Origin of the sequence: Pseudoxanthomonas sp. UTMC 1351 (genome assembly GCF_040948865.1) — a bacterium.
GTDB lineage: Bacteria > Pseudomonadota > Gammaproteobacteria > Xanthomonadales > Xanthomonadaceae > Pseudoxanthomonas_A.
The window spans coordinates 141,197-153,236 of record NZ_JAVGJT010000018.1 but is presented as its reverse complement, the minus strand read 5'-3'; the positions used below and the strand labels follow the sequence as shown (position 1 = coordinate 153,236).

Here is a 12,040-nt window from a genome sequence, read left to right as displayed (position 1 = left end):
GCGTCTCACACAATTATAGGCGAGACCTTGGTGGTGGAGGCCGACTATACGAGCAATTCGTGTTTCTGATTCACCGCCAAGTCGAAGAGCGTCTGGTCGAAGCGGGTGTGCCAGGGAATCAGGGACCGGGTAAATAGTGGCGAGTGATCGCCAGCGCAGTCTTGTATGGCTCCGGGTCATTGCGGTTGGTCAACACGATAATGCTCAGCCGCTGCTTCGGATAACGCACGATAACGTTGCGAAAACCGATGCTTTCGCCCGAATGCCACACCGAATCGCTGTTGATTCGCCAGCCGAAACCATAGAACGGCACATCGGTTTCGGAGGTTGAGGTGGCGCGAGAAAATGCGAGATTAAGAGAGGATTGCTTCAGCAGACGCTCGTCGTACAAGGCAGCGTCCCATTTGGCCAGATCGTCAAGAGACGAGTAAATGCCGCCATCGCCCAGCACCGCGCTGGTCGGGCTTTGGTCGGTACGCGTCCAGCGGCCGTCGATTTCGCTATAGCCGTACGCGCGGCGAGCAACGGTGGAGCGACCTTCCTCCAATGCAACCGTGTCGTCCATGCCGAGTGGCTGGAAGATGCGTTGACGCAGGAAGCTCGCGAAATCCTGTCCGGAAGCCCGGCCCACCACCAATGCCAACAGGGCATAGCCGCTGTTGCTGTACCGATACTGCGAGCCAGGTGCGAAGTAGCCACGATTTTCGCCTTCCAGAATGCGCAGCACGTCGGCATCGCGCAGTTGACCGGTAAGGTCTTCCGGCATGACCTCTTCATAATCTATCAGTCCGGACGTATGACTAAGCAGGTGACGCAAAGTGACCGCATCGGCGGCGGCAGGCAGCGACGGCAGCCATCGTTTCACCGGATCATCCAGGCTCAGTTTGCCGTCTTCCGCCAATAGGAGGATGCAGGCCGCGGTGAACTGTTTGGTGATCGAGGCGAGGCGATAGTTGGTGGAAGGCGTGGCAGCGACGTTGTCTTCCAGTTTCGCCAACCCGTAACTGCGGCGAAACACCGGTTGGCCATCGCGGATCACCAATACCGAGGCGCCAGGCACCTGGCCTTGATAGCGGCTCATCAGCTGGTCGATGTCTTCCTCCCTGCCGGCATGCGCCAATGCGCTCGCCAGCATTCCGGTGCCCAGTACGAAAGCGCGCAACGCATCGACCCACTTCATATCGACCTCATTTGGCCTGTAGTGCATGCGTAGCGTGCTCCGTGCGCACGACCTTGGCAATCCGGTCGTGCGCAGGATGCCCGTGAAGGTTCGCGGGGCGCGAGGGAAAAGCCTCGCGCCCGTAGGGCGCTCCTACAAAAAGCGTCCTTAGCGGCTATTCGCCATTGCCTGCCGTTGCGACGGCTTCATCGCGACGAGGCCCGGTGCTATCGCGGGGCGCGGCGATCCAGCGGTCGATCTTCTCTTCCAGGATATCCAGCGGTACCGAACCGTCCTTCAGCACTTCAGCATGGAACTCCCGGATGTCGAACTTGTCGCCAAGTTCACGTTCTGCCTTGGCCCGCACTTCCTTGATCTTCAGTTCGCCCACCTTGTAGGCCAGCGCCTGGCCTGGGATGGCCATGTAGCGTTCGGCTTCGGCCGTCGCCTGGGTTTCGCTCTCCGCCGAATTCGCCAGCATGTAAGCGATCACCTGTTCGCGCGTCCATCCCTTGCTGTGCAGGCCGGTGTCCACCACCAGCCGGATGGCACGCCACAACTCGTTCTGCAGATAGCCGAAGTAGTTGTAAGGATCCTGGTAGACGCCCAGGTCCTTGCCCAGCGACTCGGCGTACAGGCCCCAGCCTTCGGAGAAGGCGATCTCGCTGCCGAAGCGGCGGAACATCGGCAGCCCCGTCAATTCCTGTTGCAGCGCCAATTGGAAATGATGGCCGGGAATGGCTTCATGCAGGTAAAGATCTTCCGCATCCCACGTTTTGCGGGTCGGCAGATCGTACGTGTTGACGTAGAAAATGCCCGGGCGCTTGCCGTCTTCGCTGGGCCGCATATAAGAGCCGCCCGCCGCCGATTTCGCACGGAATGCTTCCACCGGCCGGATTTCGAACGGCGCCTTGGGCACCAGCGAAAACTGTTCCGGAACCTTGGCGTTGATTTTGTCTTCCAGGCCGCGGTAATGGATCAGTAGCTCCTCTTCAGTCTTGAAACTGAAGCGTGGGTCGGTCTGCATGAACTTGAAGAAGTCCTGCAGCGAGCCCTGGAACTTGGTCTCCTTCATCACTTCGCCGATGAGGCCATGGATGCGCGCGACTTCGTTCAGGCCAATCTGATGGATCTGTGCGGGCGACAGATCGGTGGTAGTGCTCTGCCGTGCGTTATAGGCGTACCACGCCGCGCCGTCGGGCAGCGCATCCATGCCGGCGCTGACGCGTGTCTTGGGCAGATACTCCTTGATGATGAATTCGCGCAGTTTGGCGTACGCAGGCATCAACTCGCCTTCGATCAACTTGCGGTAATCGGCGGCGAGGCGTTGTTTGTCCGCGTCGCTGAAGCTGGCTGGGAAGTTCTTGACCGGTCCCCAGAACAGCGTGTCTTCGGCTTTCGGCTTGATCAGCGCATCCAGCTGCGGCACGACTTTGTCCATCAACGCGCGCGGCTGCACCACGCCGGCCTTCATGCCTTCGCGCATATTGGCGATGGCTTGATCGAACAACACGGGTATGCGGGTGGCGCGCTTGTTCCAGTTGTCGTAATCCTGCACCGTCTTGAACGGCTGCGCGCCAGTGCCGGAGCCCAATTGCACGACGGTGCTGGCGATGTTGTAGAACTGATTGACCGGCTGCATCCAGCCGGGAAAACGTTCGCCTTCCAGTTCGTTCTTCGCGTCGCGGACGAAAATCTGATAGCTCAACAGGTCCTGGCCTTCCAATCCCTCAGCGCCCACGGCCTCGACTTTCTTCAGCCAGTCCTCGGTAAACCGGCGCGACTTTTCGCGGTACTCGGCGGACAGGAAATTCGGCAGCTGATCGTTGTAACGCGGGTCCCCTTGGAAGGTCGCCCGCAACGGATTGAGCTTGAGCGATTCTTCCCAGTACTGCGTGTAAAGCTGGTTCAACTGCGTCGCTTTGCTGCTGGCGGGTGAGGCAGCGACAGCGGTGGATTCAGCAGCGCTGGCCTCGCCGACATGAATAGCGGCGGGCAGCGCCAAGGCGATGGCCAAGGTCAGCAAGGCGGGCAGGGGACGGCTCATGGACGGTTCCGGCAGGTTGGGCAAACCGGGAGCGTGGCCCGTCCTGCCGGTTCCCGCCAGCGACGGAAGTCATGGTTTGCCCGGATCCGTGCTTGTGGGAGTGGTGCCGGCATGTCGGCACCGGTGAGTCGCGACTGCGCCTCCGTAGCCGTCCAGTATCCGCAATGAAGAACGCGCCGCAGCGCGTCCAAATGGCAAATACCACGTCGGGACGGCGTTCCTACAATAGATCGTTTTAATCGCTGGCAGCCTCAGCGCGCAGCTGGCGCTCGCGCGCTTCGCCCAGATAGATACGGATGCCACGGCGCATCAGATAGAGCAGAGGTATCAGGGCAATGGCCGCCAGCATCTTGTAGAAGTAATTGACCGTGCTGATCGCCAGGAACAGCGACGTCGGCCATTTCTGTGGACCCAGCACAAAGGCGATGTAGATCACCACGAAGCTGTCGACCAATTGCGAGATGGCTGTGGAGCCGGTAGCACGCAACCAGACCCAGCGCTCGCCAGTGGCAACGCGGATGCGGTGGAACACCGATACGTCGATCAGTTGACCCAGCAGGAAGGCCACTATCGAACCAGCGATGGACCACATGCCCTGCCCGAAGATGGCGGCAAACGCTGCCTGGTAATCGGGAACGCCCTGGCCTTCGGCCGCCTTCACCCACCAGCCCGCCGGTGCTGCGGCAATGGCGAGGAAGGCGAACACGAAGCCATAGACGATCAACGCGACGGCCAGCCAGGAAATGAAGCGAACGCCGCGCTTGCCGAAGAATTCGTTGACGGTGTCGGTCAGGATGAAGACGAACGGCCACAACAACGTGCCGACAGTGAAGTTGAGTGAGCCGCTCTGCCCGAACAGGTTCCATTCCAGCGGCGCGACACCCAGTGTGTCCTCCAGCGCGAAAATCTTGACGCCGATGAACTCGGCCAGTACCGCGTTGACGCAGAAGAAAGCCGCCAGTGCGAGGAACAACCGCACCGCACGATCATCAAGGGTACGGCTTGTGCTCATCGGTTCGTCGCTCCCCAGCGCGAGTGAATGGAATGGATTCCGGCATGTCGACGATTGTTTTAGCCGAAGTTTGGAGATATGTGAAGCTCATTCGGGCTCCCTTGGATAGCAGCCGTTTGCATTGCGCGGCGGAAGCGGGATTCCCTTCAATTCCAGATGCATCTCAAAGGCTTCTTCGTGCGCCTGCGCCCATCCTTCGTGACTGCCCTGAAAACAGCTCTTGCACACAGTCAAGGCGTAACCCGGGATCTTTTGGTATCCATGCACGCCAGCGCCTGCCTTGCAGCCATTGCCACAGATATCGCAGGGAAAGATCAGTGCATGTGCTTGGCGCATTTACTAATCTCCGAGCGGTACCAAAGGACCACAGTGTCAGATTGTAGTATCTGGCGTCGGTGGAAGGGTCGCTGGAGGCTCGCCCGGTTTATCGGCGTTTCGCGTAAATGGCATGGATTCCGGCGCTACCGCACCGCCGGAAATGATGAAGCTCATCGCTTGGTCCACCGACCAGTCGGTTGGCGTCAACAGTTCCACCGGAACGATTTCCAGATAACCGGAGGTCGGGTTGGGTGTGGTGGGCACATAGACGGCCGCCAGTTCGCGCCCGCTGCCTTCTTCGCGCATCACACGCGTGACGAAGCCCACCGATTTCATATCGCGATGGGGAAAGTCGACCAGCACCACGCGCTGCGTATTGCCCGGTTTGGTCTGCAGGATATCCAACAACTGACGCGCGCTGGAGTAGATGGTGCTGGCCAGCGGAATACGCTGTATCAGCATTTCGAACCAGCCGAGCAGCCGTTGCCCGATGACGCGTCGTGCCAGTATTCCCACTACCAGAATGACGATCAACGTCGCGAGCAGCGCGATGGTGTTCTGCACCCACAGTGCATTGAACCAGCCCAGCGATTGTGGAAACGATGCGGCGATTTGCTGGGAAATCGGACCCACCCAAGGCTTGCTGATATCCGACAGCAGCACGAAGACGAACTTCACCACCACCCAGGTCAGCCAGATCGGCAGCAAGGTCAGCAGGCCGGTCAAAAACAGTTTTTGCAGGGAGGGGCGGGGAATAGGGTGGTCAGTCGACATCGGGCTATTGTAGGGCAGCGATGCTTTGGCGTTGCTTTGTGCCGGATATTTATGGGGTCGGGGGAAAAGTGCGTGGTGCGAGGCTGTTGTTTTGTCTCCCCCTTTTTAAAGGGGGATGACCCGCCATTCGGCGGTTGAAAAGCATTTGAGGGGGATTTGCTGTTGCTCTTAGAAGCAAAAGCCAAAGCAAAAGCGAGATAGTTACCGCTTACCGCGCTTTCGGCTTCAAGCGCACATAAATCTGCTTGCGGATCCGTGCAACGGTTTCGTTCTGTGCATTGAGGATTTCCGTCGGCATCCAGCGCAGATGCTTCTGGCCATCGGCGGCGGTCTGGCGGATGTCATCCAAAGTGGCATCGTCCAGCCGAAATTCGGCGTGCACCGTGCCCTTGCCAGGCTTGACGAATTCGATCTCGGCCGCCTTGTCCCAGACGTAGTAATCGCTGCCCAGGGATTCCTTGACCATGATCATCCAGAACGGATCGGTCATGGCGAACAGGCTGCCGCCGAAATGCGTGCCCACGTAGTTGCGGTTCCAGGGACGCATCCGCAGTTCCACCCGGGCATGGCGCCAGTCGCTGGACATATGGGCGACATGGATGCCGCCGAACAGGAACGGCGGCCATAAGTTGAAGATGTGCCGCAGCGTGGAAGCTTTCATTCACCAGCCTGCCCGGGAGAGGTCGGCAGGCTACCATACGTAGCGGTACGGTGACGCTAGGAGCCTGGTTCTTAGAACACCAGCGACGACATCTTGCGCCGGTAGGTGGCGACCAGCGCATCGTCCTCGATCACGCGGAAAGCATCGATCAGGCTTTTCCGGGCCAGGCCGTCCTCGAAACCGCGGTCACGGCGGAGCATTTCCAGGAACTGCTCCAGGGCGGCTTCCGATTCGCCGGCCACCAGACGGTGGACGCCCAGCAGATGGCGCGCACGCAGATCGTCCGGATTGGCGGCGATGGCCTTCTCCAGCACTTCGACCGGCGGCGCATCTTTCAGTGTCGCCGAAAATCCCAAGCGGGCACGCGCCCGCACAGTGCGGTCGTCGGTCGCCAGATTGGCCGGCAACGCATTCAACAACTGCTCGGCCTCGCCGGCAGCGCCGGTCTTCAGCAAGCCCAGTGCCAGATCGAGCTTCAGCTCGTCCTTGTCCGGCTCGGCTTCGATCGCCTTGCGCAACGCCAGGACCTGCGCGTGCGGGTCCAGCGCGACTGGCGGCTCATCGGCAGTGGCCTCGGCCGGGGCCGGTTCGATGCCGTGTTGCTTCAGGAATTCGCGCAACTGGCCTTCCGGCAACGCACCGGGGAAACCATCCACCAACTGGCCGCCCTTGACCAGGAAGACGGTCGGGACGGAGCGGATCTGGAATGCAGCGGCGATCTGCTGCTCCTTGTCCACGTCCACCTTGGCCAGTTCGAACGCGCCGTTGTACTCGCCCGCCAGCTTCTCCAGGATCGGGCCCAGTGTCTTGCACGGACCGCACCAAGTGGCCCAGAAATCGACCAGCACCGGCACCTGCAACGATTTCTGCAGGACTTCGGCCTCGAAGGTCTCGGTGGTGGCGTCGAAAACGTGGGGCAGGTCGCTCATAGGGCCGCTCGGATCAGGGATGCGGGCTAACATGGCGGCGAATTACGCACCTTTCAAGCGCGATGTGCCGGTGGTTGATGATCATTGGCGGCCTGCATTGCGGATCTCGCCCCAGGGATACGCCCGCTACCGATGGACGCGAATTGGCCGGTGCGCCACGGTCGAGATGCGCAACCGCGCGCCGTCGGAGCGCAGCAGCATCGCTCGGCAAACTATCATTGCGCCGAAGGTGGCTGGCAGATGCTGCCGTTGAGGTTGGCGTTCGCATTGGTGGGCGCTTGGTCCTGGCTTGAGGAGATGTTCCGTTGGGAAGCGCAATGAATCGTGGGTTGCCGTATTTGGGTCTTGCCGGAGCGGTTCTCTTCGCGGCCGCTGTGATCGGCTTTGGCCTGGCGCTGCCGGGATATTCGCAATCGGCGCATCCGGTCGCCGTGCTGGGTGCCAAGGGTTTTCCGCACGCGACGATGTTCAATCTGTTGGGTTTCGTGCTGCCCGGTCTGCTGGCATCGGTCGTCATGCTGGAATTGCGCTTGCGTCTGCCAGGCAATGCCGGGTGGATGCTACGCATCGGCGCGCAGTTGCTGTTGCTTTCTTCGTTAGGCTTTGTCGCGCTGGGAGTGCTGCCGCTCGATCCGGCGGACCTGCACAACAAAACCAGCAGCTACCACGCGACTGCGTGGATGCTGTGGTGGGTCGCGTTTGTTCCCGGTGCGGCGCTGCTGGCATCAGGGCTGCGGGGACAAATGGCGTGGCGAACCGTAGTACGCATCAGCGCGATCGCGTCGTTGCTGCTGCTGGTGCTGGTGTTGTTCGCCGTGGATTGGCTGCCGGCCGGCACCGCGCAACGGGTGGCGTTCGCGGTGTGGTGGGTTTGGATGTGCATCACGGGCCTGACGCCGCGGGCTGCACTCACAAACAAGAGCCATCTTTGACGGGTACCCGTAGCGTGCGCACAGCGCACACTACATATGCTGCCTCAATCGGGCTGCTTGAAGATCACGCCGTCCTTCATCACGAAATCGACGTTCAACACGGCGTTGATATCCGCCACCGGATCGCCCGGCAACGCGATGACGTCGGCACGCTTGCCGGTTTCGATGACGCCCTGGTCGTCCACGCCCAGTACTTCAGCGGCACGAATGGTCGCGGCTTGTAGCGCCACATTGGCCGGGATCCCGGCTTCCACCATGTAAAGGAATTCGCGGGCGTTGTCGCCATGCGGGCCCACGCCCATGTCGGTGCCGAAGGCGATCTTCACGCCGTTGCGATACGCCTTGGCCGCCGTATCCTGGATCTGCGCACCGATGCGCGCGGCCTTGGGCCGCACCACTTCCGGGAAGTAGCCGTCGATCTTGGCTTTCTCCGCTACGAAGCGTCCGGCGTAGATAGTCGGTACGTACCAGGTGCCGTGCTGCTTCATCAGTCGCATCACTTCGTCTGTCATGTAAGTGCCGTGCTCGATGCTGGTCACCCCGCCCTGGATGGCGCGCTTCATGCCTTCGGTGCCATGCGCGTGCGCGGCGACCTTGTAGCCGTAGTCGTTGGCGATGTCGACGATCGCTTTCACCTCATCAACGGTGAACTGCGGCGCGTCGCCGGATTTGGCGTAGCTAAGCACGCCACCCGTGGCGGTGATCTTGATGACGTCGCTGCCGTCCTTGTAGCGCTGGCGCACCGCTTGCCGTGCCTCTTCGATGGAATTGATGACGCCTTCAGTCGGGCCGGGCGGGCCAATAAGATGGGACAGCTGGTCGTTCCAGCCGTTGGTCGGATCCGCATGGCCGCCGGTGGTGGCAATGGATTTGCCGGCGGCGAAGATGCGCGGTCCCTTCACCAGCCCCTGGTTGACCGCGTCGCGCAAATGCGGGACGACTTCGCCGCCCAGGTCGCGCACGCTGGTGAAGCCGGCCATCAGTGTTTTTTCCGCATAGCCGACGGAGCGATAAGCAAAATCCACGGGATCCAGGCGAAAGCCCTCGGAGTAACTCTGCGGGCTGGACTGGCCGGACAGGTGCACGTGCAAGTCGGTCCAACCCGGCAGGCAGGTGCGCCCTGTCAGGTCGATGGCCTTGACGCCGGCCACGTCGGCCCGGCCTGGCAGTACCTCGGCCACTTTGCCGTCGCGGACGACCACTGTGCGGGCTTCCAGGACCTTGCCGCTGCGCGCATCGAAGAGCTTTCCGCATTGCAGGGCCAGTGGCTCGGCGGCGGCGGCGGGCAGGGCGAACAGGCTGGCGAGGAGTACGGGCAGGGCGTATCGGGACATGGCGGGCTCCGGAAGGACGGGCCATCTTAGCGGTTGCGTTGGCGGCGCTTTGTGCACTGCGGTACCCTTCCACGCTTTGCCGCAGCACCCCATCAGCCGTCCCTATGTCCGTTCCCGCAGAACCCAACGTCTACGACCCAAAGTCCGTCGAAACCGCCGCGCAGTCCTTTTGGGAGCGCAATCGCGCCTTCGAGGTCGACGAAAAGTGCGACAAGCCCAAGTTCTACTGCCTGTCGATGCTGCCGTATCCGTCCGGGGCGCTGCACATGGGCCATGTGCGCAACTACACCATTGGCGACGTGATCAGCCGTTACCAGCGCATGACTGGCAAGAACGTGCTGCAGCCGATGGGCTGGGATGCCTTCGGCCTGCCGGCGGAAAACGCCGCCATCAAGAACCAGACCGCGCCGGCCAAATGGACCTACGCGAACATCGACCATATGCGCAGCCAGCTGAAATCGCTGGGTTATGCCATCGATTGGTCGCGTGAGTTCGCTACCTGCAATCCCGACTATTACGTGCACGAACAGCGCATGTTCGTGCGCCTGCTGCGCAAGGGCCTGGCCTATCGCAAGAACTCGGTAGTGAACTGGGATCCGGTGGACCAGACCGTGCTGGCCAATGAGCAGGTGATCGACGGCCGCGGCTGGCGTTCCGGTGCGTTGGTCGAGAAGCGCGAGATCCCGCAATGGTTCCTGCGCATCACCGACTATGCCCAGGAACTGCTGGACGGCCTGGACGATCTGCCCGGCTGGCCGGATGCGGTCAAGACCATGCAACGCAATTGGATCGGCCGCTCGGAAGGGCTGGAGATCAACTTTGCGGTGGAAGGCGGCAGCGAGACGTTGACTGTCTTCACCACCCGCCCGGACACGCTGATGGGCGTGACCTTCCTGTCCATCGCCGGTGAACATCCGCTGGCGCAGAAGATCGCCGCCGCCAATCCGGCTATCGCCACCTTCCTGGAAGAGCTCAAGCACGGCGGCGTTTCCGAGGCCGAACTGGAAACGCAGGAAAAGCGCGGCATCGATACCGGCCTGCGCGCCGTGCACCCGGTGACGGGCGAAAAAGTGCCTGTGTGGATCGCCAACTTCGTGCTGATGGGCTACGGCACCGGCGCGGTGATGGCGGTGCCCGGGCATGACGAGCGCGATTTCGAGTTCGCACACAAATACGGTTTGCCCATCCGGCAGGTCATCGCACTGACGGCCCCCAGGAGCGAAGAAGAAAAAACCTACGACCCGGATGTCTGGCATGACTGGTATTCGGACAAGACCAGGACGGATATGGAGTTGGTCAATTCCGGTGAGTTCGATGGTCTGGACTACCGCGGCGCTTTCGAAGCGCTGGCCGAACGTTTCGAACGCCAGGGCCGGGGCCAGCGACGAGTGAATTATCGCCTGCGCGACTGGGGTGTTTCGCGGCAGCGCTACTGGGGTTGCCCGATTCCCGTTATCTACTGCGACAAGTGCGGCGCGGTGCCGGTGCCCGAAGCACAGCTGCCGGTCGTGCTTCCGGAAAACGTCACCCTGGATGGCGTGAAGTCGCCAATCAAGGCCGATCCACAATGGCGCAAGACGACTTGTCCGGAATGCGGCGGGCCGGCCGAACGAGAGACCGATACGTTCGACACCTTCATGGAGTCCAGCTGGTATTACGCGCGCTATACATCACCCGGCGCCAAGGACATGGTGGACAAGCGTGGTAATTACTGGTTGCCCGTGGACCAGTACATCGGCGGTATCGAGCACGCCATCCTGCACCTGATGTATTTCCGCTTCTATCACAAGCTATTGCGCGACGCGCGGCTGGTGGACAGCGGCGAGCCGGCGCTGAATCTGCTGTGCCAAGGCATGGTGATTGCCGACACCTATTACCGCGAATCGGCAACGGGAAACCGCGAATGGATTAATCCTGCCGACGTCGATGTGCAGCGTGATGAGCGCGGTCGAGTGACGGGGGCGACGCTGATCGCCGATGGGCAGCCGGTGTCCATTGGCGGCAGCGAGAAGATGTCGAAGTCGAAGAACAACGGCGTCGATCCGCAAGCGATGGTCGACAAGTTCGGTGCCGATACGGTGCGCCTGTTCTCGATGTTCGCGGCACCGCCTGAGCAATCGCTGGAGTGGAACGAAGCCGGCGTGGAAGGCATGGCGCGTTTCCTGCGCCGGCTGTGGACGCAGGTGCACAAGCACGCTGCCGATGGCGGGCAAATATCGGCGGTCGATCTGTCAGCGCTGAGTGCCGATCAGAAAGCCCTGCGCCGCAAGATTCACGAAACCATTGATAAAGTCGGCAACGACTACGGCAAACGCCACAGCTTCAACACGGCCATCGCGGCGGTAATGGAGCTTTCCAATGCATTGGGCAAGTTCGACGACGCCAGCGACAATGGACGTGCGCTGCGCCAGCAGGCATTGGAAACCGCGGTATTGCTGCTGAACCCCATTACGCCGCACACCAGCCATACCTTGTGGCAGGCATTGGGCCACCCGGAGACGCTGCTGGAAGACGTGCCATTCCCGCAGGCCGATGCGTCCGCCATGGTGCGCGATTCGGTGACGCTGGCGGTTCAGGTCAACGGCAAACTACGCGGCACCATTGACGTGGCCGCCGATGCCCCGCGCGAGCTGATCGAGTCACTGGCGAAGGCGGAGCCGAACACCGCCAAATTCCTGGAAGGCACGACCATCCGCAAGATCATCATCGTGCCGGGCAAGATCATCAATATCGTGGTGGCTTGATCCACCTGCCGGAAGGACCTCCGGCCTGTAGGAGCGGCGCCCCGCCGCGAGCTCTTCCGGCCAGATCGCGATAGAAGCGAAGAGCTCGCGGCGGGACGCCGCTCCTACATAGCTATCGCGGCGGCCTAGG

Annotated in this window: 9 protein-coding genes; 2 read left to right on the top strand and 7 right to left on the bottom strand. The window is 61.3% G+C overall.

Going from position 1 to position 12,040, the window contains the following annotated elements:
• Nucleotides 1-118: 118 nt before the first annotated feature.
• The 6 genes from AB6O04_RS13655 to trxA all read right to left on the bottom strand — a co-directional run bounded on the left by AB6O04_RS13655 (nt 119) and on the right by trxA (nt 6,900).
• Nucleotides 119-1,180: a serine hydrolase domain-containing protein gene (locus AB6O04_RS13655; protein ID WP_368564613.1), complete on the bottom strand. Its 1,062-nt coding sequence runs from the start codon at nt 1,178-1,180 to the stop codon at nt 119-121.
• 154 nt (nt 1,181-1,334) lie between these two features.
• The gene (locus AB6O04_RS13650; protein WP_368564573.1) at nt 1,335-3,206 is read right to left on the bottom strand and encodes a DUF885 family protein; all 1,872 of its coding nucleotides are present in this window, start codon (nt 3,204-3,206) and stop codon (nt 1,335-1,337) included.
• A gap of 235 nt (nt 3,207-3,441) precedes the next feature.
• Nucleotides 3,442-4,218 carry a queuosine precursor transporter gene (locus AB6O04_RS13645; protein ID WP_368564571.1) on the bottom strand — a complete coding sequence of 259 codons (777 nt, stop codon included), beginning with the start codon at nt 4,216-4,218 and terminating at the stop codon, nt 3,442-3,444.
• A gap of 372 nt (nt 4,219-4,590) precedes the next feature.
• Nucleotides 4,591-5,310, bottom strand: a complete 720-nt coding sequence (locus AB6O04_RS13640; RefSeq protein ID WP_368564570.1) for a DUF502 domain-containing protein — start codon at nt 5,308-5,310, stop codon at nt 4,591-4,593.
• Between the two features lie 208 nt (nt 5,311-5,518).
• Complete coding sequence (locus AB6O04_RS13635) at nt 5,519-5,971, bottom strand: DUF4442 domain-containing protein (RefSeq protein WP_368564569.1); 453 nt, start codon at nt 5,969-5,971, stop codon at nt 5,519-5,521.
• A 71-nt stretch (nt 5,972-6,042) separates the two neighbouring features.
• Nucleotides 6,043-6,900, bottom strand: a complete 858-nt coding sequence (gene trxA / locus AB6O04_RS13630; protein WP_368564568.1) for a thioredoxin — start codon at nt 6,898-6,900, stop codon at nt 6,043-6,045.
• Between the two features lie 317 nt (nt 6,901-7,217).
• On the opposite strand from trxA, the gene AB6O04_RS13625 reads away from it, so the two are divergent.
• Entirely contained in the window at nt 7,218-7,832 is a 615-nt protein-coding gene (locus AB6O04_RS13625) for a DUF998 domain-containing protein (protein WP_368564566.1), read from the top strand.
• A 44-nt stretch (nt 7,833-7,876) separates the two neighbouring features.
• Here AB6O04_RS13625 and AB6O04_RS13620 read toward each other — a convergent pair whose 3' ends face one another.
• The gene (locus AB6O04_RS13620) at nt 7,877-9,166 is read right to left on the bottom strand and encodes an amidohydrolase family protein (RefSeq protein ID WP_368564565.1); all 1,290 of its coding nucleotides are present in this window, start codon (nt 9,164-9,166) and stop codon (nt 7,877-7,879) included.
• A gap of 104 nt (nt 9,167-9,270) precedes the next feature.
• Between AB6O04_RS13620 and leuS the strand changes: the two genes are divergently transcribed.
• Nucleotides 9,271-11,910 carry a leucine--tRNA ligase gene (leuS, locus tag AB6O04_RS13615; RefSeq protein ID WP_368564564.1) on the top strand — a complete coding sequence of 880 codons (2,640 nt, stop codon included), beginning with the start codon at nt 9,271-9,273 and terminating at the stop codon, nt 11,908-11,910.
• Nucleotides 11,911-12,040: the final 130 nt, after the last annotated feature.

What these genes read in the sequence shown, in the direction of transcription:
- AB6O04_RS13655 (WP_368564613.1), bottom strand. Translation starts at nt 1,180, where the DNA reads ATGAAGTGGGTCGATGCGTTGCGCGCTTTCGTACTGGGCACCGGAATG.
- AB6O04_RS13650 (WP_368564573.1), bottom strand. Translation starts at nt 3,206, where the DNA reads ATGAGCCGTCCCCTGCCCGCCTTGCTGACCTTGGCCATCGCCTTGGCG.
- AB6O04_RS13645 (WP_368564571.1), bottom strand. Translation starts at nt 4,218, where the DNA reads ATGAGCACAAGCCGTACCCTTGATGATCGTGCGGTGCGGTTGTTCCTC.
- AB6O04_RS13640 (WP_368564570.1), bottom strand. Translation starts at nt 5,310, where the DNA reads ATGTCGACTGACCACCCTATTCCCCGCCCCTCCCTGCAAAAACTGTTT.
- AB6O04_RS13635 (WP_368564569.1), bottom strand. Translation starts at nt 5,971, where the DNA reads ATGAAAGCTTCCACGCTGCGGCACATCTTCAACTTATGGCCGCCGTTC.
- trxA (WP_368564568.1), bottom strand. Translation starts at nt 6,900, where the DNA reads ATGAGCGACCTGCCCCACGTTTTCGACGCCACCACCGAGACCTTCGAG.
- AB6O04_RS13625 (WP_368564566.1), top strand. Translation starts at nt 7,218, where the DNA reads ATGAATCGTGGGTTGCCGTATTTGGGTCTTGCCGGAGCGGTTCTCTTC.
- AB6O04_RS13620 (WP_368564565.1), bottom strand. Translation starts at nt 9,166, where the DNA reads ATGTCCCGATACGCCCTGCCCGTACTCCTCGCCAGCCTGTTCGCCCTG.
- leuS (WP_368564564.1), top strand. Translation starts at nt 9,271, where the DNA reads ATGTCCGTTCCCGCAGAACCCAACGTCTACGACCCAAAGTCCGTCGAA.